The organism is Sphaerospermopsis sp. LEGE 08334 (assembly GCF_015207205.1).
Lineage (GTDB): Bacteria > Cyanobacteriota > Cyanobacteriia > Cyanobacteriales > Nostocaceae > Sphaerospermopsis.
In genome coordinates, this window is sequence record NZ_JADEXH010000001.1 from 109,976 (window position 1) to 133,528 (window position 23,553).

Annotated in this window: 26 protein-coding genes; 15 read left to right on the top strand and 11 right to left on the bottom strand. The window is 38.5% G+C overall.

The genetic code is table 11. From position 1 onward, the window contains the following. Nucleotides 1-205 precede the first annotated feature (205 nt). The 3 genes from IQ237_RS00535 to IQ237_RS00545 all read left to right on the top strand — a co-directional run bounded on the left by IQ237_RS00535 (nucleotide 206) and on the right by IQ237_RS00545 (nucleotide 3,324). Complete coding sequence (locus IQ237_RS00535; protein ID WP_194051163.1) at nucleotides 206-1,108, top strand: tetratricopeptide repeat protein; 903 nt, start codon at nucleotides 206-208, stop codon at nucleotides 1,106-1,108. A gap of 398 nt (nucleotides 1,109-1,506) precedes the next feature. Beyond that, nucleotides 1,507-2,589, top strand: coding sequence for a class I fructose-bisphosphate aldolase (locus IQ237_RS00540; RefSeq protein ID WP_194051165.1), 1,083 nt, complete (start codon nucleotides 1,507-1,509; stop codon nucleotides 2,587-2,589). A 255-nt stretch (nucleotides 2,590-2,844) separates the two neighbouring features. Next, on the top strand, nucleotides 2,845-3,324 hold the full coding sequence (locus IQ237_RS00545) for a hypothetical protein (RefSeq protein ID WP_194051167.1): 480 nt from the start codon (nucleotides 2,845-2,847) through the stop codon (nucleotides 3,322-3,324). 165 nt (nucleotides 3,325-3,489) lie between these two features. Here IQ237_RS00545 and IQ237_RS00550 read toward each other — a convergent pair whose 3' ends face one another. Further along, on the bottom strand, nucleotides 3,490-4,296 hold the full coding sequence (locus IQ237_RS00550; protein WP_194051169.1) for a hypothetical protein: 807 nt from the start codon (nucleotides 4,294-4,296) through the stop codon (nucleotides 3,490-3,492). A gap of 157 nt (nucleotides 4,297-4,453) precedes the next feature. On the opposite strand from IQ237_RS00550, the gene cobU reads away from it, so the two are divergent. The 4 genes from cobU (at nucleotide 4,454) to IQ237_RS00570 (ending at nucleotide 7,596) form a co-directional block, all read left to right on the top strand. Continuing rightward, complete coding sequence (cobU, locus tag IQ237_RS00555; RefSeq protein ID WP_194051171.1) at nucleotides 4,454-5,002, top strand: bifunctional adenosylcobinamide kinase/adenosylcobinamide-phosphate guanylyltransferase; 549 nt, start codon at nucleotides 4,454-4,456, stop codon at nucleotides 5,000-5,002. Nucleotides 5,003-5,058: 56 nt separating this feature from the next. Further along, nucleotides 5,059-5,487: a hypothetical protein gene (locus tag IQ237_RS00560; RefSeq protein ID WP_194051173.1), complete on the top strand. Its 429-nt coding sequence runs from the start codon at nucleotides 5,059-5,061 to the stop codon at nucleotides 5,485-5,487. Nucleotides 5,488-6,305: 818 nt separating this feature from the next. Further along, nucleotides 6,306-6,455 carry a hypothetical protein gene (locus tag IQ237_RS00565; protein ID WP_194051175.1) on the top strand — a complete coding sequence of 50 codons (150 nt, stop codon included), beginning with the start codon at nucleotides 6,306-6,308 and terminating at the stop codon, nucleotides 6,453-6,455. 220 nt (nucleotides 6,456-6,675) lie between these two features. Further along, nucleotides 6,676-7,596 carry a TIGR01777 family oxidoreductase gene (locus IQ237_RS00570; protein WP_194051177.1) on the top strand — a complete coding sequence of 307 codons (921 nt, stop codon included), beginning with the start codon at nucleotides 6,676-6,678 and terminating at the stop codon, nucleotides 7,594-7,596. 207 nt (nucleotides 7,597-7,803) lie between these two features. Here the strand turns inward: IQ237_RS00570 and IQ237_RS00575 are convergent, their stop codons facing one another. The 3 genes from IQ237_RS00575 to IQ237_RS00585 form a co-directional block, all read right to left on the bottom strand. After that, nucleotides 7,804-8,061, bottom strand: coding sequence for a hypothetical protein (locus IQ237_RS00575; protein ID WP_194051179.1), 258 nt, complete (start codon nucleotides 8,059-8,061; stop codon nucleotides 7,804-7,806). A 78-nt stretch (nucleotides 8,062-8,139) separates the two neighbouring features. Next, a complete protein-coding gene (locus IQ237_RS00580; RefSeq protein ID WP_194051181.1) occupies nucleotides 8,140-8,562 on the bottom strand; it encodes a M48 family metallopeptidase in 423 nt (140 codons plus the stop codon). A 173-nt stretch (nucleotides 8,563-8,735) separates the two neighbouring features. After that, a complete protein-coding gene (locus tag IQ237_RS00585; RefSeq protein ID WP_194051183.1) occupies nucleotides 8,736-9,092 on the bottom strand; it encodes an iron-sulfur cluster assembly accessory protein in 357 nt (118 codons plus the stop codon). 337 nt (nucleotides 9,093-9,429) lie between these two features. On the opposite strand from IQ237_RS00585, the gene IQ237_RS00590 reads away from it, so the two are divergent. The 6 genes from IQ237_RS00590 to IQ237_RS00615 all read left to right on the top strand — a co-directional run bounded on the left by IQ237_RS00590 (nucleotide 9,430) and on the right by IQ237_RS00615 (nucleotide 14,878). Beyond that, nucleotides 9,430-11,055 (top strand): DUF6930 domain-containing protein, encoded by a 1,626-nt coding sequence (locus IQ237_RS00590; RefSeq protein ID WP_194051185.1) that lies wholly within the window; start codon nucleotides 9,430-9,432, stop codon nucleotides 11,053-11,055. Nucleotides 11,056-11,664: 609 nt separating this feature from the next. Then, nucleotides 11,665-11,838 (top strand): CopG family transcriptional regulator, encoded by a 174-nt coding sequence (locus IQ237_RS00595; RefSeq protein WP_194051188.1) that lies wholly within the window; start codon nucleotides 11,665-11,667, stop codon nucleotides 11,836-11,838. Nucleotides 11,839-12,024: 186 nt separating this feature from the next. Next, entirely contained in the window at nucleotides 12,025-13,476 is a 1,452-nt protein-coding gene (gene zds, locus IQ237_RS00600; protein ID WP_194051190.1) for a 9,9'-di-cis-zeta-carotene desaturase, read from the top strand. Between the two features lie 97 nt (nucleotides 13,477-13,573). Continuing rightward, nucleotides 13,574-14,023 carry an SRPBCC family protein gene (locus tag IQ237_RS00605; protein ID WP_194051192.1) on the top strand — a complete coding sequence of 150 codons (450 nt, stop codon included), beginning with the start codon at nucleotides 13,574-13,576 and terminating at the stop codon, nucleotides 14,021-14,023. A 205-nt stretch (nucleotides 14,024-14,228) separates the two neighbouring features. Then, entirely contained in the window at nucleotides 14,229-14,555 is a 327-nt protein-coding gene (locus IQ237_RS00610; protein WP_228019439.1) for a type II toxin-antitoxin system RelE/ParE family toxin, read from the top strand. Beyond that, nucleotides 14,552-14,878, top strand: a complete 327-nt coding sequence (locus IQ237_RS00615; protein WP_194051195.1) for a helix-turn-helix domain-containing protein — start codon at nucleotides 14,552-14,554, stop codon at nucleotides 14,876-14,878. The genes IQ237_RS00610 and IQ237_RS00615 overlap by 4 nt, the downstream gene beginning before the upstream one ends. 296 nt (nucleotides 14,879-15,174) lie before the next feature. Here the strand turns inward: IQ237_RS00615 and IQ237_RS00620 are convergent, their stop codons facing one another. From IQ237_RS00620 to IQ237_RS00630, 3 genes are all read right to left on the bottom strand, one after another. Next, nucleotides 15,175-15,414: a 2Fe-2S iron-sulfur cluster binding domain-containing protein gene (locus IQ237_RS00620; RefSeq protein ID WP_194051197.1), complete on the bottom strand. Its 240-nt coding sequence runs from the start codon at nucleotides 15,412-15,414 to the stop codon at nucleotides 15,175-15,177. A gap of 78 nt (nucleotides 15,415-15,492) precedes the next feature. Beyond that, nucleotides 15,493-16,965 (bottom strand): cobyric acid synthase CobQ, encoded by a 1,473-nt coding sequence (cobQ, locus tag IQ237_RS00625; RefSeq protein WP_194051198.1) that lies wholly within the window; start codon nucleotides 16,963-16,965, stop codon nucleotides 15,493-15,495. Between the two features lie 363 nt (nucleotides 16,966-17,328). Further along, complete coding sequence (locus tag IQ237_RS00630) at nucleotides 17,329-17,733, bottom strand: Npun_F0494 family protein (protein WP_194051200.1); 405 nt, start codon at nucleotides 17,731-17,733, stop codon at nucleotides 17,329-17,331. 137 nt (nucleotides 17,734-17,870) lie between these two features. Here IQ237_RS00630 and IQ237_RS00635 point away from each other — a divergent pair, with 137 nt between their 5' ends. Further along, nucleotides 17,871-18,308: a peroxiredoxin gene (locus tag IQ237_RS00635; RefSeq protein WP_194051202.1), complete on the top strand. Its 438-nt coding sequence runs from the start codon at nucleotides 17,871-17,873 to the stop codon at nucleotides 18,306-18,308. A 68-nt stretch (nucleotides 18,309-18,376) separates the two neighbouring features. Here IQ237_RS00635 and IQ237_RS00640 read toward each other — a convergent pair whose 3' ends face one another. The 4 genes from IQ237_RS00640 to IQ237_RS00655 form a co-directional block, all read right to left on the bottom strand. Then, nucleotides 18,377-18,772, bottom strand: coding sequence for a hypothetical protein (locus IQ237_RS00640; protein WP_194051203.1), 396 nt, complete (start codon nucleotides 18,770-18,772; stop codon nucleotides 18,377-18,379). Nucleotides 18,773-18,815: 43 nt separating this feature from the next. Further along, a complete protein-coding gene (locus tag IQ237_RS00645) occupies nucleotides 18,816-19,685 on the bottom strand; it encodes an ABC transporter permease (protein ID WP_194051205.1) in 870 nt (289 codons plus the stop codon). Between the two features lie 840 nt (nucleotides 19,686-20,525). Continuing rightward, nucleotides 20,526-20,912, bottom strand: a complete 387-nt coding sequence (locus IQ237_RS00650; RefSeq protein WP_194051207.1) for a hypothetical protein — start codon at nucleotides 20,910-20,912, stop codon at nucleotides 20,526-20,528. Nucleotides 20,913-20,919: 7 nt separating this feature from the next. Then, nucleotides 20,920-21,261 (bottom strand): hypothetical protein, encoded by a 342-nt coding sequence (locus IQ237_RS00655; protein WP_194051209.1) that lies wholly within the window; start codon nucleotides 21,259-21,261, stop codon nucleotides 20,920-20,922. A gap of 138 nt (nucleotides 21,262-21,399) precedes the next feature. Here IQ237_RS00655 and gatB point away from each other — a divergent pair, with 138 nt between their 5' ends. Continuing rightward, nucleotides 21,400-22,878, top strand: coding sequence for an Asp-tRNA(Asn)/Glu-tRNA(Gln) amidotransferase subunit GatB (gene gatB, locus IQ237_RS00660; RefSeq protein ID WP_194051211.1), 1,479 nt, complete (start codon nucleotides 21,400-21,402; stop codon nucleotides 22,876-22,878). Nucleotides 22,879-23,553 lie beyond the last annotated feature (675 nt).

Consider the following 23,553-nt stretch of genomic DNA (forward strand, 5'->3'; position numbering starts at 1 on the left):
AGTCAGAATATTTTTTTTGTAGCAATTAGCTACAGAAGTACATTTTTTCATCAATTATCAGAGGATGTCTGAGAAGTATCAGTTTTATCCAGATCCCCCCGTACCCCCCTTAATCAGGTGGGAAAAATTAATCAAAGTCCCCCTTTTGAAGGGGGATTTAGGGGGATCTACAAGTTTCAGAGAAAGTTAAAGATAGAAAAATTACATGAATGCTGAAGAGTTGATCAAACAGGGAGTAAAGAAGAATTTACACGGTGATTATGAAGGTGCGATCGCATTTTTTAATCACGCATTACAACTAAATCCTAACTTAGCTGAAGCATACCATAACCGTGGTCATGCCTACCTGGGATTAGAGAAATTTGAACAAGCGATCGCAGATTATCAACAAGTCATCAACATCATCAAAAATTCTCTCCCCTTACCGCAAAATCTTACTCAAAATCTTACTCAAAATATCAATTTTGACATAGCTAAAGCATTTCATAACCAAGGTTTAGCTCGTTTTAGAGGCGGAGATGATCAAGCTGCCATTGTAGATATCAACCAGGCTTTACAATACTATCCTGATTTTGTTGCCGCTTACAGTAATCGTGGTAATATTCTGCATATTCTTGGTAATTACAAAGAAGCAATTGCTGATTATAACCAAGCAATAAAGTTAAATCCCAACCTAGCAGCAGCTTATCATAACCGTGGAAATAGTCGCTATGCTCTTCAAGACTATCAAGGTGCAATTACAGATTATAATCAGGCATTAGAAATTAATTCCCACTTTGCTGAAGCTTATTATAATCGTGGTTTAGTAATGTCTCACCTGGAAGACTATCAAAAAGCCATATCTGATTTTAATCAAGCAATAAAACTCCATCCTGATGATGATCAAGTCTATTATCAACGAGGTTTAGTTTATAGCAATTTAGGAAACCATGAAAAAGCAATTGCAGATTATAATCAGGCATTGCAAATTAACCCTATCCTCTCCATAGTTTATGGCTTGCGGGCTAATGCACGTTACCATTTAGGAGACTATGAAGGAGCAATTGCCGACAGCAACATACTACTACAACTCAACCCTCAACTAGCAGAAAAAATTACTAATGGGTAATTGATGATTGGTGATTCAATAGACCTCTCCAAAATAGAATGTATTAATTTGTCATAAGTTGTAAGGGCGAAGTATTTCGGCGATAATTTAACGGAAAAATCAGACATCTAGATATCCCATAAGCTTCGACCTGCCCCCATAAATAAACCATAATTTCTTTTCTGGAGATGTCTAATATAAAAGTTTTGGACATATTTGCTTTTCCCTATTCTCTATTCCCTATTCCCTGCCCCAACAGATATCGTAAGTGTTCCACTGGACATGATATAATTTGTCAAATCTTTCTATTTATATATGTCTTGGGAAAGTAGACAAAATCATCATTTAAAAGCAATAAATAGTAATAGTATTTAACCAAAAATATTTCTAAGTTCTCTGGTTGTGTACGTGAGAAAAATATGACTACAACCTTATTACAAACCAATTCCTTGGAATCATTGCTAGGTAAAGAAGCAGAAGATTTGCTAACATATAAAGCCAAGGTTTCTTCAGATTTGCTGCATTTACCAGGAGCAGATTTTATAGATCGAGTGTGGATTAATAGCGATCGCTCTCCCCGTGTGGTACGAAATTTACAACAAATCTATTCTACCGGACGTTTAGCCAATACAGGCTATCTTTCTATCCTCCCTGTAGACCAAGGTATTGAACACTCAGCCGGGTCCGCTTTTGCACCTAATCCAATTTATTTTGATCCCGAAAATATTGTGAAATTAGCAATAGAAGCAGGTTGTAATGCTGTGGCTACAACTTTAGGTGTATTAGGCAGTGTGTCCCGTAAATATGCCCATAAAATCCCCTTTATTGCCAAAATAAATCATAATCAATTGTTGACTTATCCTAATCAATTTGACCAAATTATGTTTGCAGATGTTTGGCAAGCTTGGCATTTGGGAGCAACCGCAGTCGGGGCAACAATTTATTTTGGTTCACCAGAGTCTGATAGACAAATTCAAGAAGTAAGTCAAGCTTTTAAACACGCCCATGAATTGGGTATGGCAACTGTGCTTTGGTGTTATTTGCGAAATAGCAATTTTCAACAAGATCAAGATTATCACCTAGCTGCTGATTTAACTGGACAAGCAAATCATTTGGGTGTCACTATTGAAGCAGATATCATTAAACAAAAATTACCAGAATGCAATCATGGTTATGAAGCAATTGCTAAAGCTACAGGTAAAAGTTACGGTAAAATTGATGAGCGAGTTTACACAGAATTAACCACAAAACACCCCATAGATTTAACTCGTTATCAAGTATTAAATTGTTATGCTGGCAGGGTAGGATTAATTAATTCTGGAGGTACTTCTGGTAAAAATGATTTTGCTGAAGCGGTACGAACTGCCGTAATTAATAAACGTGCTGGTGGTACAGGATTAATTTCTGGCAGAAAGACTTTTCAGCGTCCGTTTGAGGAAGGGGTGCGCTTGTTTCACGCTATTCAAGATGTTTATTTATCACATCAGGTAACTATAGCTTGATTTTGCAGCTTGATTTTTTTTTGTTGCAAATACCTGATGTATGAAATGGTTTTTTGATACCGCAGCATGGCGTAAGCCATAAAAGTCTCATCATGGGGATAGCAAACCTGTAGGGGGTTTAGCATTGCTTTACCCCTACTCCTGTATTTACATTACTTTTTATATACATTTAACCAACCCCAGGTAAGACGTTAGTTACAGGATATTTTTTTAATATTTAGGTATTTGTGAAATATTCAAAAGGACATTTGTCTAATGTGGGAAATAAAGAGATTATTTAATCAAATTCACCGCCAACTTGCTATATTCATGTTAGCTGGTTCAATCTGGTTAATTGGTTTACCAATGCTTTCGGCTCAGGCTGCTGGTTATTATTCCCTGAAAAACCAAAAGCCAGAAATAACTCGACCATATTATTCTAATAAAGCTGGGAAATTAGTGAGAACTGATGTTGTTAGACCTTTCTACTCAACTAAAGAAAGGGGGAAAGCCAAGGTATATACAACACCAGAAATAGGTGATGATTATATCGAAAGTGGCAAGCGTGCAGGTGAAGTAATTCCTAAAGATTTGGGAACTGGAAGTAGACAAAAAAATCCGATCAAGATGCTCAAACGTGCAGGGGAAGAGTTGGGTAATGAACCCCTAAAACGAACTTTTGGCGCACAGGATTATGAAAGGAGTGAAATTGAACAGGAGTTAATCAGAAATAAAGCTGCAAGAGGAGATTATTAATTAAAAATTGACAATTGACAATTGACAATTGATAATTGTTTCATTCAACGTTTAAAACCTGCCCTTTCCAGGGTAAAAAAGCAAAAAATTCCGCAGAATAGGCTTCTTGCCTTCTGCCTTCAGCCTCCTGCCTGATCATAACGACAATTTTTAACGCTTACCTACTTATACCTGTTGAATATGGCTGTGTAAAGCCACAAGAGTTTCCGCTAATTGGTTTAAACGAGTTTCCAGAGATTGTTTGCGTCCAAAAAGCTGACGTAATTTTTGGTAACGGGCAATAGCCATGCTGACTTGAGGAACTTGATCAACTGGACATTGACGCGACCAGGCTTTACCAGTAGCATCAATTCCACAAAGGCGGTAGCCAGTACGGGATGATTGATAAGAAGCATTCTCTTTTGACTCGCAAATCTCTTGCACATAATCCATTAGTCGTTCAACTTCCCCATGACGCAGGGTTGCAGTTCCCCCTGGTTCTGGTTCTTGGGGATTCGACTCTAACCAGCCATTAATCACTGGACCTTCTAAATAAATATCCTGAATTTGCTGGAGAATTGATTGTAATTCTATTTGCCATCCTGCTACAATCTCTTGAATCTCTTGTAAAAGATTCATCGCTAATGCTGGATTTGTACTGTGACGATGGTTACTAAAGCTCGGTGTTTTAAACTTGGGTAAGCTAGGTGTTTTGACTTCAGTTTCTTGGGCTGGGAAAGTTTGTACGGAATTATGTTTAGAAAATAAATGTGGCTGTGATTCGGGATTGGTTTCTTTATTGGTATTTATATCAACTGTGTTAATGTCTTGATTGGCTGAATTTTCTTTAACTTCTTGGCTTTTTTTAGCTCCGACGCTAATTCTAAAGGAGAATGGGCGTTTTGTCCCATCACTGGTTTCTAGTGGTAAGTCGGTACTACGTATCCCTAAATCATGTAGGGTTGCCTCAATGCGTTTTAAACCTGGTTTCATAAACAGATCCTAAAGCTGTGCTGCTGATATGTTTTGACTATTGGGAGTTTGTCAAGAGTGCAAAATTATTGAGAAACCTGTCTTTATTGTATAGGTCATTATAGTAATTGATAAGAATCTTAACCGGAAATCTGGCTTTTTTATTGGCAATATAATTATGAGTAGAGTTATTTTAGTAACAGGTCCAGCACGTTCAGGAAAAAGTGAATGGGCAGAAAATTTAGCAATTCAGTCCGGGAAACAGGTTATTTATATAGCAACAGCTATGGAAAATCCCCAGGATCAAGAGTGGCAAGAACGCATTGAAAAACACAAACAACGTCGTCCACAAGATTGGGTAACTCTGTGTGTACCTGTGGAACTGGCGCACACTCTCAGTAATGCCAAATCTGATACCTGTATTTTGATTGATTCTTTGGGAACTTGGGTAGCTAATTTTTTGGCAGAGGATGATTTAAGCTGGGAAAAAACCTTAGCAGAATTGTTAGAAGTAGTACGTTTAATTGATGCTGATTTGCTGTTTGTTGCCGAAGAAACTGGTTGGGGTGTAGTTCCAGCTTATCCTGTAGGTCGAAAATTTCGCGATCGCTTAGGTAGTTTAGTCCGTCAGTTAGGTGCAATATGTGAACCGATTTACTTAGTAACTGGTGGTCATGTTCTTAATCTCAGTGTTCTTGGTTTTCCCTTACCACCAAGCAAATCTTAATGCAAAATTAAGGATTAATGGACTCAGATTCCTTCATTTAAATCTACAATTAATATATGGCAAACAAACAAAACGTAAAAAAATATCTTGCTCACTGGTTTCAATTAGGGAAGAAAGTGATAGTCGGTCATAGTAATCAAAGTTTCTTGCCTAACCCAGTGCTAAAGGGCGATAACTATAGTCCAGAGTTTGAAGAGTGTTGGCAACAAATTCTTGCCTTAGAAACCCGTGATTGTTATTTAGAAGATACTCAAGAAAACATAGCCGAACTGCTAACCCCAACTTGGGAAGTCCTGCCTTGTGGACGCTGCGCGATGCCAGTACCTGTTAAAACTATGGGAATGCCATCAATATTGTGTCCTTGTTATTATTTGCCTACTTGGCCTAATAATGAACTACCACCGCCAAGATGTCCAGTTAATACTCAAGAACAATTGATAGAAATTCGCGATCGCTTGCTGGGAAATGTGCCTTCATCAATTTAACAATTTGTTCACAAAATAAGTTGTTAAATTATTTTTTGAAATTATTTTTGATTTTCACTCATAATTGCAGAGATCCCCGACTTCTTTAAAAAGTCCGGGATCTTTTTGTTTACTTGCTTTCTTCCAAAATTAAAATCGAATCCGCACTGCGTCCAAACTCTTCTGGTGCAATACTTTTCGGTTACAGCGATTTTCAGGTCAATGAACCACATTTTTTAATCTCACGCAAAGACGCAAAGACGCAAAGGCGGAAAGGAACATAACACAGTATTTCAGGAAGATTTTTCACTAAAAGATAAAATTGCTGACGAAAATTCTACTGATTTCCATTGATCGTCTGTGTATGATGAATGGTTAGCAAAACAGCCAACATCAAATTTTGTATCTGATCAGTTAAGAATTTTATCGCCTAGTAATGGAAATTTATTTCTGATCTATCCTGGTGCAGAAACGCAAAAAAAAATTAGCATTTAAAGTTACAATAAATTCTCATCAGCCTGTAGAGTCGTAGCTGAATAGGCAAAAGTTATCTTCACCATCAAACACAAAATCAAATAATGAGATATTTTGGCATTTACGCACTGGTAATTGTAGACTGTAAGCTAGAATGAGTAAGCTTTATAGCCAAATCAATTTTCAAGTTATGGTAGGAGATAAAAACCCTATAAGACCAGGTTTTTCTGTAATTAAACCCACCGTTTTTCAGGTTTATTATCATTAAACAATTTTGCCAAAAAATAAAATCTTTCTTCCGGAATGTGTCTAAAAAAAGTGATGTTATAAATTAGGAATAAAGTTTTTATTCAATGTATAGGACAATGACAAACACACCAGAAAACAAATCTGCTAAAAAGGTAAAACAGTCTTTTATTAGTGTTGATCTTGGCGTTCCTAAAGTGCCAGTCCGTAAAAACAATACCAAAAAACAACAACGTGAATTACTCAGTGACTGGGAACACGCCAGTTAATACGAGTTTGGATTTTGGATTTTGGATTTTGGATTTTAGATTGTTTAAGGATTGCCAGATAAGCTTTTCGTCTGTCGCCATCATTTTTTCACCTGGTATAATTTGCAAAATACAGGTGACAGCAAAGAAATTAACTTAACAACAAGACAGTACAGGCTGAAAAATTGTTAAATTAAGTTAACAGTGAAGACTGTACAATGTGCTTGAGTTTAGGTTAACAATGAAAGTAGCGATCACGGGAGCAACTGGTTTTGTCGGTAGTCGTCTAGTTAAACGGCTGCAAGAAGAAGGTAATAGAGTATTGGTGTTAAGTCGAAATACCAATTCTGCCCACAAGGTTTTTCCCTCTCAGGCTTTCCCAAATGTAGAAATTAGGGCTTATACACCAGGTGTATCGGGCGCTTGGCAAGATGCTGTTGCTGGTTGTGATGCTGTGGTAAATTTGGCGGGAGAACCCATTGCAGAAGAACGTTGGACACCAGAACGTAAGCAAGCTATTCTCAACAGCCGCAAACTCGGTACACAAAAAGTTGTGGAAGCTATAGCTACGGCTAACCCTAAACCATCGGTATTGGTAAACGCTTCAGCTATTGGTTATTATGGAACTAGCGAAACAGCTACTTTTGAAGAAAATAGCCCTTCAGGTCAAGATTTTTTAGCTCAAGTTTGTCAAGAATGGGAAGCGGAAGCGCAAAAGGCAACAAATGCCGGTGTGCGCTTGGTAATTTTGCGCTTTGGCATTGTTTTAGGTCATGGCGGCGCTTTGGGTAAAATGATTACTCCCTTCAAACTTTTTGCAGGTGGTCCCATTGGTAGCGGTCGTCAGTGGTTTTCGTGGATTCACATAGACGATATTGTGAACTTAATTATCCAAGCTTTAACCCAGCCCAAAATGCAAGGTGTATACAATGCCACTGCTCCCAATCCTGTGCGGATGAGCGAGTTAAGTAATACAATGGGACAGGTGATGAATCGCCCTTCTTGGTTGCCTGTTCCTGGTTTTGCTTTGGACGCATTATTGGGAGATGGGGCAATTGTAGTTTTAGAGGGACAAAAGGTTTTACCTCAACGCACTCAAGCGTCAGGTTTTAATTATCAGTATCCAAATTTGCAGTTAGCATTGACGCAAATTTTGAAATAATGGGTAATGGGTAATGGGTAATGGGTAATGGGTAATTGGTGATTGGTAATGGGTAATTGGTAATTGGTAAATTTCTTGCTGTCACCTGTCACCTGTCACCTATCACCTGTCACCTGTCACCTGTCACCTGTCACCTGTCACCTATCACCTGTCACCTGTCACCTGTCACCTGTCACCTGTCACCTGTCACCTGTCACCTGTCACCTGTCACCTGTCACCTATTCCTGATTTACCAAATTTCTTAGACACCCAACCACTAATACCACTAATTAACGCCCCTCCCATTAAAAGACCAATGGCTGGGTTAAATAAGGGTTGCCAAAGTTTATGCCATAAATCTAAACCTAAGTTGATGCCTGAAGCATCACCAACAACTGCGACAGCAAACCAACCAAAACCCAAAATTACCAGGAAAAAGTCAGCGACTAATATTGTGTTTACCCAATTTAATATTTTATCTTTCATGTTACTTGTATAAACTTTTATATTTGATTATCATAATTCATAACTATGAATTATGAATTATGAATTATGAATTATGAATTATTCTTCAAACAGCCATTTTTTGACTTTAGCTAAACTTTGCCAATCGGGTTTTCTGGTTAAACCATCTTCAATGCTGTTTTTTACTTCTTCTTCCCATTCTTGATTGACAAAAATCAATTGCTTTGCTATGTCGATATGTTCTCGCAAACCTTTTTGACTGGTTTCTAACATGGCTACAGCGAGATTAATTCGACCTTGGGGATCTTGCGGATTGATTTTAACAGCTTTGCTTGCTGCTGTATAAGCTAATTTTGATTTACCTTCTAGAAGATATAGCCAAGATAAACAAATCCAAGCTGAACTGGCTCTGGGTGAGCGATCGCATACTTCTTTAAATACAGGAATAAGATTTGCGGCTGATTCACCGTCTTTGTAGCGTTGTAAACCTGTATCAAATAATTCTTCAACTGTAATAGTCATTTGTTATTTGTCGTTAGTCATTAGTTATTTGTCATTGGTCAGTTGTATGGTAATGGGTAATGGGTAATTCAATTTTGGATTTTGGATTTTGGATTGTTTTTGTCAATTCCAATCTAAAATCTAAAATCTAAAATTTTTCTCCCCAGTCACCAGTCAACTGACCATTGACTATCTTACACTCCGAAGGATTTACCACAACCGCAAGTTTGGGAAGCGTTGGGGTTGGTAAATTGAAAACCACCACCAATCATGGCATCACTGTAATCGAGCATCAAACCATAGAGATATAATAAACTCTTGCGATCGCAAACAATTTTAAAGCCGTCATAATCAAAAACGTCATCCTGGGGAGTGATCTTGCTGATATCCTCAAAATCCATCATGTAAGACATCCCAGAACAACCACCTTGACGAACTCCAACCCGTAAACATAAATCTTGACCTTGTTTAGCTTGGAGAGATTTTACTTGGCGCAATGCTGCTTCACTGAGCATAATACCGCTTTCTTGAGTTTGGGTTGCTTGTGTCATCTGCTGTTTACACTCCTTAATTAGTCTAAATATTAACTGGTATATGCCGTTGATAGCCTGGAGGCTGATTTTTTGATTTTTGTTCTATTTTAGCGGCATTGGTGAGGTGAAAACGTTAAATTCTCAATACTTTGTCAACAGCAGCCAAGGAATTTTATTCTAAAATTGAGAGGTTCGGTGTATTTAGAGATGGGGTATTTTCTGAGTTTCAGCCACAAGCAGTTTGAGCAGCAACCACTCTTCAGGTACAGTAGGGTTATTAACAGAAAACTTGAGCCGAATTTTAGCCATTCCCCACATTTGACTTCCAAATAGCTTTTTTTGATTCACTTACTCTATGACAAGTTTTAATCGCTCTACCAGTCGTCGGTTGAAGAAATTAACCCAAATTCCTTCTATATGGGAGGGCGATCGCCGTCCGTTGTCATCACCAGTGTCATCCAGAGATTCCCAAGAGTCCCAAGGGGAATGTATCCTTTGGGTGGATGGCTCTCAAGGTATTGTTAGAGGTATGGATATGGTATCTCCCGACCTTGGACCAGAAGCAATAGTTCGCACCTTAATGCGAGCAATGGAGCATCCCCACAGTCCCGCTAAACCTGCTCGACCTCAAAGAATTGTGGTCAAAGACAGGGAAATTCAATTTTACCTGCGGGGAGTTTTGCAAGATTTGGATATTGCTATTGACTACGCACCAGAATTACCTTTAATTGATGAACTATTTCGCTCTTTTGCGGATATAGTTGATAGTCAAATTCCTAATTTACCTCCACAATATGCAAAAATTCTGAATGAAAAGGCTTTTGCAGTTTGGGAAGCAGCACCTTGGGATTTTCTGGAAGAACAGCAAATCTTGTCTATAGAAATAAATAAATGGGATGTGGGGACACTCTATGTCTCAGTCATGGGAATGCTGGGGATGGAGTATGGTGTTTTGTTATATCGTTCAGAAGAATCTCTCAAGCGGTTCCGTGCAGATATTTTAGAAGATGAAGAATCAGAGCAAGGTTTAGAAGCAGCTTTCTTAAAGCAAGATTGCTTATTTCTCACCTTTGATCAAGTGGATGAAGATGAAGATGAAGATTTAGCGGATTTACCCCTATCGGAAATTGAACCTACTTTTGGTAATATTCACCCCTTAGAAGGATTACGCTCGATTTTATATGAGGAAGAAGCACTTGTAGTATTTGTGGCACTAGAAAGTTTTATCCGTTTTATCCGTGATTATCGTCATCAATTATACGAAGAAGACTTTACCCCCATCAATCGACGCTATCGCATTTCTTTACCCTATCCAGATGAAGGTAGTAAATCGGTATCTGTGACTGTCTCAACTATGCCAGAATTAGCCGCAGAGTTAGAGGAAATGGCAGGGTTTGATTTTTCAGATGAAGATGAGTGGGATGAGGATACCGAGATCCGCACATTGCGGGATGATTTGATCCCAGAAGATTCATTTTTGAGTTTGGGTGTGATTTCTTGGGAGATGTTGAATTCTCTACGTCAGGAAGTGAATTATCATGCAGGACGGGAAATTAAACCAGTCGGTGATGGCTTACCCGTGATTTTAATTCAAACTTCCCGCCCCAAAGCTAAAACGGTGATTGAAAATATTCAAGCTGCTGGAGGATTGAAAGCTATATGCTTTAATCCAGGTGCTAATCCCTTAGACGGTGAACGATATGATTTAGGTTTGTTACAAACAGCAAATGGGGATCTGTTCCTGTTTGGGGAATTTTCAGAGGATGATCCCACTCACGTTGAAGCCAAGAAAAAATGGAATCAGCGGTGTCAGCAAACTAATGGATATTGCGGTTTGATCATTGCTAAGGGATTGACAGGTGCTGCTCGTGGTAATCCAGGGTTAAAAGATATGATGGCTTTGTTTGAAGCGCGATCGCTCTCTGCTCAAGATTTAGGTATTGGTACTCTCCAACTTATGCCCCAACTAGAATTTGAATAATGCTCTATGTAGGAGGTCAAGGAGATCGAGGAGTCAGCAGATCGAGGAGTTTTAGGAGTTTTATGAGTGAGGAGGAATATCAGCATGATTTAAACCTTGAACAAGTGTTGTAAATATTCATGGAATTTCTAGCCAAATATACTCATAAATGGTATAATATGCTCACATTTAGGGAATATACATGAAATTAGTTGAACGTCACATCATCAAAAAAACTCATCAATTCTATCAACAGATAGATGAGTTGTATTGGCGTTCCCAAAATCTCTACAATTACGCTAACTGTGTAATATTTTAGGATAAGTCCTTATTCAGCAACCCCTATGTAGTTGCCACAGATAGTCATCAGACCCTAGTCATCAAATCCACACTGAGTTCAATTATTTTGGTTTGATCTGTGGTTTTCTACAATGAAGTCTTATCATAATTGCTGCATAATTTGTTGTTAAAAAGATCAACTTGGTTCGTTTAGTTTATCTATATTCTTGACGACGAATTTTTAGTTATATTTTATGATCTTCCGGTTTATTTGAGGAAATCTCTGATAGTATCATTTTTTCCTTTTACTTTTGGATTCATTTTGACAACCGTTAACACATAGCAAGTTGCATGATAATGACTAATAAAAAATGGGCTGTTAAACGCATAACCGTCAACCTAGCAACTCAGGAAGCGGAAAAATTAGAAAAATATTGTCAACAGACTGGTAGACCCGCTACTGATGTGATTCGTGAGTTGATTAGAAGTTTACCTCTTTCTGAAGATAGTAAGAGTAATGTTTAATGAGGCATTGGGCATTGGGCATTGGGCATTGGTACAAATCTTTTACTCCCCAGCCTCCCCTGCTCCCCCTGCTTTCTTCCCAGTCCCCAGTCTCCATTACCCATTACCTATTCTGACACCAACCCAGTTACAATTTGTAAAGAAACTTATAGCGCAGCTTGGCGTAAGTAATAGAGGAACTTGGGAATGCGTGTTGCAATTGTAGGAGCAGGATTAGCTGGGTTGGCTACTGCCGTAGATTTAGCCGATGCGGGTTGTGAGGTACAAATCTTTGAATCTCGTCCCTTTGTCGGTGGGAAAGTTGGCAGTTGGGTGGATGGTGATGGCAACCACATAGAAATGGGGCTGCACGTCTTTTTTGGCTGCTACTACAATCTGTTTGAGTTGATGGAAAAGGTGGGAGCAGGGAATAATTTACGCCTGAAAGAACATACCCACACTTTTATCAATAAAGGAGGACGCACTGGGGCTTTAGATTTTCGTTTTATCACCGGTGCGCCTTTTAATGGCTTAAAGGCATTTTTCACCACTTCCCAACTTTCAGCACTGGATAAATTACAAAATGCGATCGCTCTGGGAACTAGCCCCATTGTCCGGGGTTTGGTAGACTTTGAAGGCGCAATGAGAAATATCCGCGATTTAGACACAATCAGCTTTTCTGACTGGTTCTATAGTCACGGAGGCAGTAAAGGCAGCATCAAACGGATGTGGAATCCTATCGCCTACGCTTTAGGCTTTATTGACTGTGATCATATTTCCGCCCGTTGTATGTTGACAATCTTCCAGTTTTTTGCTGTGAGAACCGAAGCGTCTATTTTGCGAATGCTGGAAGGTTCACCCCACGAATATTTACATAAACCAATTATTGAATATTTAGAAGCCAGAGGCACAAAAATCTATACCCGTAGACAGGTGCGGGAAATTCAATTTACTGAATCTAATGTTCTTGGGGAAGCAGAAACCAAGGTGACAGGTATAGTAGTTGCCCAAGGTGACAAAGAAGAAGTAATCACAGCTGATGCTTATGTTTGTGCTTGTGATGTACCGGGGATTCAGCGAGTTTTACCCCAAGCATGGCGAAAATGGTCAGAATTTGATAACATTTATAAACTTGAAGCTGTTCCAGTCGCTACAGTGCAGTTAAGGTTTGATGGTTGGGTGACAGAACTACAAGATGCAGAAAAACGGAAACAGTTAAATCATGCTGCGGGGTTGGATAATTTGTTATATACAGCAGATGCTGATTTTTCTTGTTTTGCGGATTTGGCTTTAACTAGTCCCGCAGATTATTATCGTTCTGGGGAGGGTTCATTGTTGCAACTGGTGTTGACACCGGGAGATCCCTTTATTAAAGAAAGTAATGAGGCGATCGCCCAGCACGTTTTAAAACAAGTCCATGAATTATTCCCCTCATCCAGAGAATTAAACATGACTTGGTACAGTGTAGTTAAACTAGCTCAATCTTTATACAGAGAAGCGCCAGGAATGGATGTTTATAGACCGGATCAAAAAACACCAATTCCTAACTTTTTCTTAGCAGGAAGTTACACCCAACAGGATTATATTGACAGTATGGAAGGTGCAACAATTTCTGGACGACGTGCTGCAAAAGTCATTCTAGAAAGTGTGAAGAATTAGGTGACAGGTGACAGGTGACTGGTGACTGGGTAAAGGTTATTCCGAATTACCAATCACCAATTATCAATTATCAATTATCAATTATCAAACAAATCTAATGGCTGACTGGTTAGAACATAGCGTACAGGTAGAAGTAGAAGCTCCCATAGAATTAGTATGGGGGTTGTGGTCTGATTTGGAACAAATGCCGAACTGGATGAAATGGATTGATTCGGTAAAAATTTCCCCTGATGATCCAGAAATTTCTTTATGGAAATTAAGTACAGGGGGTTTAGAATTTACTTGGAAATCTCGGATTCTTAAAACTATTTCTCATCAAATTATTCAATGGGAATCTGTGGATGGTTTACCCAATCAAGGGGCAATTCGTTTTTATGATCGCCATGCAGGTGGTAGTATTGTGAAGATGACTATTTCCTATGCTATTCCTGGTTTTTTGGGTAAGTTGATGGATAATTTGTTTTTGGGAAAAGTGGTAGAGTCAACGATTCAGGCGGATTTGGAGAGGTTTAAGGAATACGCTTTGAATGCGAAGGGTGATGGATAGAGTTGGGAAAAATTGGCAGTAATTTTTTACTGCTAATTTCATTCTGTAAAGGAAAAAATGTAGTTTGTAATAACCTACTAAAAATAAAACTGATATTAAAGTTTATGTAATATAAATTTCATAATATTGTATGACTGTTTTTATAGGAAACTTCATATAAAATAGTAGATGACAAGGACATAGAAATTAATCTGAGACCTCTGATTTGGATGGGAGACTCTTAAAAAATATCCGCTCATTTCCTGAAGAGGTACGGGCATCAATAGGCTATGCGTTGCAATTGGTACAATCAGGTGAAACACCAATGGATGCCAAGCCTTTTAAGGGGATTGGAAGCGGTGTGTATGAAATTGTCAAACGTTATGATACCGATACTTACAGGGCAGTATATGTGGTAAAGATTGGTGAGAAAATTTATGTTCTGCACGCTTTTCAGAAGAAATCAAAACAAGGAATTAAAACCCTACAGGTTGATGTGGATCTGATTAAACAACGCTATAAAGACGCGGTAGCAAGGGAGGAACAACAATGATACAGGAAAATGTTTTTGAAGAAAGCAGTGGCAATGTATTTACGGATCTTGGTTTTTCTAATGCAGATGAACTTTTGACGCGAGGAAAGATAGGAATTCAGGTACTCCGTATCCTCAAACAAAGAAATCTTAAACAGCGTGAAATTAGTCAACTTTTGGGAATTTCTCAACCAGAAGTATCTCATTTGATGAACGGAGAATTTCAAAGATTTAGCGAGGGTAAACTTCTGATTTTCCTGAAACGACTGGATACAGAAATAACTTTACATCTTCGTTCTCGTCATGAGTCGGTTCAATCTGTGGAAACTGTAATATCGTTGTAAGATAAATTAGTAGATGAGTTTTTTGGGTTGAGTAGAAATTAGAAAACCCAACACCGTTGGTTGGGTTATTTTAAAATTTCTTTGCCATCTCTCAAAATCCCAAAATGGGGGGATGACAGATAGCTAAAACTGTTCCCTGTTCCCTGTTAAGAGTTCCCTGCCTCCACGAAAAGACTTTCTCAGCAACCCCTAGTTAGAGATAAGATGGTGATTTTATGATTTTTAAAGTAGAGACACAGTATAACCATGTCTCTACCACTTCCTGACAACTAAAAAACAATCAAAAAAATAATAACTTACCAAGTTGGATCACTAAAAAGATGAATGGTTAATTCCTCTTTATTTGGAGGAACAGGAGTAATACAAGCGCGGATGATTTCACCATCGTCTAACTCAACAGTGCAAGCATGACAAGTTCCCATTAAACAACCAGTAGGAATTGATACCCCGGCCATCTCTGCTACATCTAATAAAGGTTCTCCAACTTCAGCTTCGACAGTAACATTATCTGGTAGAAAATGGATCTTCATAGTCATTGGTTGTGGATAATTAATGTCAGAAAAAAGGTAGATATTCAGATTTTTGCTGATAGCTGAATACTGATAGCTGACTGCTTACAAAAAAGGCGTTAAATCTAAATGAGTTTCTACTTCGGTAGCTAAAGAATCTAAAATCTGTTCTCGCTGATCCCGATAATTAGCAACACCTGTGGGTAAAGATTTTAAACCTCTTTGTTGACGCAAACGATTTAACCATGCACGTCTCCAAGGACCATTATCAAAAATTCCATGTAAATAAGTCCCCCAAACAGATTGACAATTATCAACTAAGCCTAAATTAACATCGTCAAATAAAGGTTGACATACGGTTTTATCTGTTGGTTGTTCTACACGCGATCGCCCTTGATGAATTTCAAACCCATTCACCGGTAAACCCAACTGGGGATAATTAGAAGTCACCTGACGCTGACGGGCTATTTTCTGTCCTGTAATCACAGTTTTCATGGGTAATAAATTTAACCCTGGGTATCTGCCGGCTTGCCCCTCTACTCCTTCTGGGTCAGCCACCATTTGTCCTAACATTTGGAAACCACCACAGATGCCTAAAACCGTTCCCCCAGAAGCAGCATAATTTTGAATTGCTTCCGCCATGCCACTTTTTTGTAATAGCATTAAGTCGGCAATTGTAGTTTTTGTCCCTGGAATAATTACTGCATCAGGATGTCCTAAATCTTGCTTAGGACTAAGATATTTTACTGACACTGTTGGTTCTGACTCTAATGGATCAAAGTCGGTAAAATTGGCAATTCTGGGTAAGCGGATAACAGCAATATTTAATTCAGCTTGACTTTTATAAGATTTTCTCTCTAACAAGTCCAGTGAATCTTCTGCTGGAAATACCTGTTCTAGATAAGGTATGACACCAACCACGGGAATACCAGTCCGTTCTTCTAACCATTTAATTCCAGGTTCAAGGATGGAAAGCTGTCCTCGGAATTTGTTAATTACTACCCCTTTCACCAATGCTCGTTCATCAGGTTCTAATAACTCTAATGTTCCTATTACATGAGCAAAAGCTCCTCCCCGGTCAATATCAACTACTAACAGAGTCGGTGCATTTAAATATTTTGCCACCCTCATGTTAGTTAAATCACGGTGCTTGAGGTTAATTTCTGCTGGACTTCCCGCACCCTCACAAACGAGTAAATCAAATTCTGTCTCTAGCTGTTTTAGGGATTCCTGAATTGTGCGCCAACCGAGTTCAAAATATTGCTCGTAATAATCCCTAGCACTAACTTGACCTACCGCTTTACCTTTAAGAATGACTTGAGAAGTCATATCCCCTTGGGGTTTGAGTAAAATGGGGTTCATTTCCACTAAAGGCGTTACTCCCGCAGACCAAGCTTGCACTGCTTGAGCGTAGCCTATTTCTCCGCCATTGGCGGTGACATAAGCATTTAAAGCCATATTTTGACCTTTAAAGGGAGCCACTCGCCAGCCTCGCCGTGAGAGAATGCGGCAAATAGCTGTGGTTATCAGTGATTTCCCTGCGTGGGATGTTGTTCCCACTACCATAATTGATTTCATAGACTGACTTGTTTGTTTTTTGAGTGTCACTGTAATTTTTGAGTTAAAGGTTTTTCAATAATGGACAATTGACAGTGAACAATTGACAATTACCTCTCTCTGGAAAGGAGAGGATTGAAAAAGCGGAATTTTTGGCTTTTTTGCCCCTTGAAAGGGGAGGTTTTAAACCGTATGGCTGACGCTCACGGTGGAAGCCTTGAATGAAACAATTGTCAATTATCAATTGTCAATTATCAATTGATAATCTGCTAATCTACTCATTAAATTGGAAAAAATCAGATTAAAAAACTAGGTTAGAGTTTATTGTTCCCTTAACCTAGTTTTCACTTTGACTTGCTTATCTAAAGATGTCAATTTTTTCCGCTAAAAAGGTAGTCGAAACCAACGAGTAATGGCATCATTTAAGCGATCGCCCCATGATGGACTAGGTAAGTCTGTATCCAAGAATTTTTCTACCAACTGATAACCCAGGGGTGTGAGGCGAAAACCGTCGGTTATTCCCTGTCCATCGACTTCTCTGCGTAGTATCCCCACTTCGATTAACCAACCTAAAGCGTTATCACAGGCTAATTCTGATAAGGGGCGTTTGCTATAACCTTGCTTAAAGCCATTTTCTGTAGCGATCGCACCCAAGGCAATACTTTGGCTTTGCATAGCTTTCCATAAACTCAGATAGAAGGGTGAACAGATCAGCGATCGCTCGGCTCTTAGCAGAGTTTTCTGAGTATATACAAAAGGTTTAATGTTTGGGGAATTTATTGTACGCATAGGGCATAGGGCATAGGGCATAGGGCATAGGGTGGTGGGGAAGTTAACAACCCAATCACCAATCACCATTCCCTAACAATTGTAAATTATTGTAAAATTTCCAGAGCATCAATATTCTGAAACAGGAAAGGTTAATTATGGCACTAGCAGTTGGTACAGATGCACCTGCATTTACCACCAAAGATACAAACGGCAATACAGTATCATTATCCGATTTTGCGGGTAAAACCGTGGTTCTGTATTTTTACCCCAAAGATGACACTCCAGGTTGTACCAAACAAGCTTGTAGTTTCCGGGATGCTCAAACTGAATATCAAGGTAAAGATGTTGTAGTTTTGGGAGTAAGTGCTGATGATGAATCCTCCCATCAAGCATTCACCGCTAAATATAATCTCAATTTCCCCTTATTGGCTGATACTGATCAAGCCTTAATTAAAGCTTACGATGTTGATGGCGGTGGTTATGCCAAGCGCGTTACCTATGTCATCGATCCTAACGGTAAAATCATTCATGTTGATGGTGCTGTTAACACAACTACCCATGCTAGTGATGTTTTAAATGCACTTGGTTTGTAACTGATAATTTTTCACAACCTCAACTTCAAACCAAACCAGGATGAGAAGTTGAGGTTTTTACTTTTCATTTATTTCTCTGAACCAGGTAAAATCATCAACGGTGCTGCATTTTCACCGGATGTATTTGGTGAAGTAGTAGTTGGTGAATTTGGGTTTGGTTGTTGCTGACTTTGCAGAAGTTTTTGTTGTCTGGCTTTAAACGCTGCTGCTGCGTCATTTAGCTGTTGATTTTGTTGTTCAGAATTCCAGTTGAGAGTGCCGAAATTTGCCTGATGAATCAGGTTAAACATATTGAAATCTGAACCATTACCGAACATTGAATTGCTATTTTTATCAGTCTCCAAAGTAGCAAAAGGTTGATTTGGATCAGCTAAACTCGGTTGTGCTACTAGGAAGGAAGCGAAACTAATTCCTGCGAAAGTGGCAACTAAGATTTTTGGAACTGGTAAAAATGGTTTTTTCATGAGATTTCCCCTCACATTTTGCCAATTTAATCATGCTTCTATATTAAGCCAGTGTCTTGCGTAGTTGGGGTTGAATGCTGAGTAAAGCCACTACAGCAAATCCCAGTAATACTAACAATGCTCCCCCAAAAGTAACATCACCCCAGAAAGCGTGCATGACGACATCACTTAATCCCCAATTACTGTTTAGATATAAGTAGCGTATGGGTTCAATAGCATAGCTGAGGGGGTTGAGGGTAGCGATCGCCTGTAACCATCCTGGCATAAAGGATAATGGTGCTAAAGCTGTGCTGGCAAATAATAAAGGTAGGTTAGTAACGAAAATTACCGCTATCAATTCAATGTGTCCTGGTAATGCAAAAGCTAAACCCAGGGAAATAGCGGTGACACCTAAAGCCAGTAGAAATACTATGAGAGCGATCGCCCCTAACCCGGCTGCATCAGGTAAACCTGCACCTAAAAATGCTGCTGCACCGACAATTACAGCCGCTTGCAGTAAACTTTGGCTAATGATAAAGATAGCAGAAGCCAACACAATTGAGAAACGAGAAGCTAAAGGTGCTACCAGTAGACGGTTTAAAAAGCCAAATTCCCTGTCAAACATGACAGGTAAACCGGCATTCAAAGCCCCAGCAAAAGCAGTAAAGACAATTACACCAGCCGCTAAAAATTGTCCGTAATTTGTCGTACTACCAAATAAACCCTTGGGCGCATTTTGGAATAATGCACCAAACAACACCAACCACATCACCGGTTGAATAATCCCTGCTGCTAAAGTAGAAGGACGGCGTTGTAATTGAATAAATAGACGACGGGTTAAAGCTAGGGTTTCTTGGACGATTTCACCAAAAAAGTTGGGTGTATTTTCTGTAACCACGGTTGGTGAGTTTAGCCAATTGATATCTGTCTTCATAGGGATTTTCAGATTAGATATACAGTAGATATACAGGGTGTAAAATTAAAGAGTCCAAATTATAAACATTTTTGCACTTGGGAATTAGCCCAGAATCACAATAATATTTATAATTCTTAATATTACATTATATCAAAAAGTGATGTTAAATAATGTTGACATTGATGAGGATTTAGTTATGGATATCCATTTACTCAACGTGGTTACGCCTTAAAAGAAGAAGATTATGAAAATTAATCACATCAATACCCGCAAAATTCTCATCTTGTTTCATAATAGATAGCACTGCAAAAACAAAATAATTTAAATGGGAGCATCCCAAATGTGTAAATTTATTTTGATCTAACGGTAAAAATGATCCAAAGTCCTGATATGATTGAACCGCAAAGGACGCAAAGGACACAAAGGTAAGAGAGTTTAAGAGATTTTTTAGTTTTGGTGCGATTATTTTTTCAAAATTGGGATGCTCCCATTTAAACGGAAGAATTTAGGCTCAGAAGTCACTTAATTCTTACCTACATTGTTTATTTTGGATTCTGACTGATTACCTTCCAACCAATATCAATATAGTGGTAAACTGCAAATGAATGAAACTCCACTTTCCCTACATACTGCAATCTCTGTTTCTCATCTCAATCACTATTATGGTCAAGGTTCACTGAAAAAGCAAATATTATTTGATATAGCAATCCGATTTGAGTTATGAACAAATAGTACAAATGATTTGGTAAGGTTAGGATACTCAAAGTCTTAATCTAGTTCGATTTACGTCAATAGTAACTATGATCTAATGATTCTATAATCATTTAGGATTGCTATAGTAATTTAAAAATTAGAATTTTAATCTAATTTTTCTCTCTGTCGCATACCTTCTTTATTCTGTCTTCTACTGCGATTTTTGTTGTGCCTCCTACTTTTTTGCGGACTTTTTCTGTGTTCTTTTACAGAAAATCCGTAAGCTAGAAATCTTGTTTTTCTAACTTGTAAGTCAGTTATAAAAAAATCTTTTCCATCTAAATCAGAAGCAGGTTGATAATTACCCCATCCTAGAAATTCATATTGCTGTTGTCGTGCTGCTTCCCAAGAATTGGCTTCAAATTTTTTTATCAATTGAGCATTATCATCTAGTAAAACACGGGCGCTCTCATTATGTGATGGAAAGAAATCATAGCTACCATCTTCATTTTGCCATAATTCATAAGTTGTTAATTTTAAAGAATTTGTCATATACATTTTACTCTTTATTGTTTGTGTCAGTTATAAAGGCTTTCCCAGTAATCACTTCAATATCCACACGGATATCAGAACGAATTTTTGAACGATTGGGAAAGGTTTTGCTCACGGGAGCATTTATACCACCAATCCTTTCAGCACGACTAATATACTCTCTTGCTTGCTGAAATCCTTCCTGTCGCACTTCCAATTCGGAGTTAGTCAGGCTATTCTCTAGTTTATCAACTAATTCTATTGCTTCTGTCTTTGTCAGAGGAGTTTCCTGCGCCCAAGAACATGATTTTTCTAGTCCACCCCCTTGCGCCTGTATTCTACCCCTATGATCAGGTTTTTTCTTTCCCATTCTCTCTAAATTTTACAGTAAGAATCAATATATCTGAATATCTCAATATTTATTTGAGTTAAACCTCATCTCATCCTTTAGCACAACTCCCGACAACGCTAAAATAGTACCCTAAAGCAAAATCATCAACATGATAATATGACCACAGCTACACCAGTAAAAACAGAATACGAAGCAATTATCGGTTTAGAAACCCATTGTCAACTTTCTACAAACACCAAAATCTTCTCTAGCAGTTCCACCGCTTTTGGTGCAGATCCTAATACCAATATTGACCCTGTGTGTATGGGTTTACCAGGAGTTTTACCCGTACTTAATGCCAAAGTTCTAGAATATGCAGTCAAAGCAGGTTTAGCGTTAAATTGTCAAATCGCTAAATATAGTAAATTTGACCGTAAACAGTATTTTTATCCTGATTTACCGAAAAACTATCAAATTTCTCAATATGACTTACCCATAGCTGAACATGGTTGGTTAGAAATAGAAATGGTAGACGAAGCGGGAAACCCCACCCGTAAACGCATTGGTATTACTCGTCTGCACATGGAAGAGGATGCAGGAAAACTTGTACACGCAGGAAGCGATCGCCTAGCAGGTTCTAGTTATTCTCTGGTGGACTATAACCGTGCTGGTGTCCCTTTGGTGGAAATTGTTTCTGAACCAGACCTGAGAACAGGCCAAGAAGCTGCGGAATATGCCCAAGAACTACGCCGGATTATGCGTTATCTTGGTGTCAGTGATGGCAATATGCAAGAAGGGTCCCTGCGTTGTGATGTGAATATTTCCGTCCGTCCTGTAGGACAAGAAAAGTTTGGTACAAAGGTGGAAATTAAAAATATGAACTCCTTTAGTGCCATTCAAAAAGCGATAGACTATGAAATTGAGCGTCAAATAGCCGCTATTGAAGCAGGGGAAAAAATAATTCAAGAAACCCGACTTTGGGAAGAAGGTTCACAACGTACTAGCAGTATGCGGGTTAAAGAAGGTTCTAGCGATTATCGTTATTTTCCTGAACCTGACTTAGCACCTATTGAAGTTTCTGATACACAGTTAGAAACTTGGAAAAGCGAATTACCAGAATTACCCGCACAAAAACGCCATCGTTATGAAAACGAGTTGGGTCTTTCTGCCTATGATACCAGGGTTTTAACAGAAGATAGTTCTGTCGCTGGATACTTTGAAATTGCTATAAACGCTGGTGCAAATCCCAAAGCTGCTGCAAACTGGATCACCCAAGATATAGCAGCTTATTTGAACAAACAAAAACTCACCATATCCGAAATTAAACTGAAACCGGAAAGTCTTGCAGATGTAATTACCAGAATAGAAAATGGTAAGATTAGCAACGCTCAAGCAAAAGAAAAATTAGTAGATTTGCTGAACGGACTAGAACCAGAAAAAGCCTTTGCAGGTCAAAAATTAATCAGTGATCCGGCAGCTTTAGAACAGATTATAGATGAAATCATTGCTGCAAATCCGCAACAAGTAGAACAATACCGGGGAGGAAAAACCAACCTTAAAGGTTTCTTTGTAGGACAAGTGCTGAAAAAGACCAACAAACGTGCTGAACCTAAACTGACTAACGAGTTAGTCGAAAAGAAACTGAACGGAAATTAGTATATTAGGAGTTCAGGAGTCAGGAGTTCAGGAGTTCAGGAGTTCAGGAGTTCAGGATAATAACAATAAATTTCTTCCCTGTTCCCTGTTCCCTGTTCCCTATTCCCTATTTGTTAAATTTCCTCAAAAAAATCTTAAAAAGGGGTTTCACCCCTCACGGTAAAAATGTTATACTGTGATAATTAGATGCACCCTGATGATTTGGAGAGCTATTTAATGGCTGCTATATAAAACCTAGACAAAGCTAGACTTTACTTTCTACTTCAACGGGAGCATGGGAGCGGTTATCCCTCTGTAGACCTTCACGCTGTAGCCCAACGCGATTGTGTTCCAATTAAGTTTCTGAAAAAGACTACCACCATCATTGCTTGGTTTTCGCGTCGGCAATAGTCTCAATTCAATACTTGATATCACCGTATTATATATCAAGTAGTTGATTTTTTCCGGAAAATATATTGATTTTTGTCAATATAAGTATAGTTTTGTCTATTAAATTGTCAACTTAGGACAAGCTCTCTTTTTTAGTTTGATTCTAGGTGACAGGTGACAGGTGACAGGTGACAGTGCTGAAAAGAATGTGAATTTCTTGCTTCTACAGATATGTTTTAGTTTTATGTTAGTGTAATTTTGGTTTTAATCTGTTTAGTATTCAATATTTATAGTAATTCCCATTCA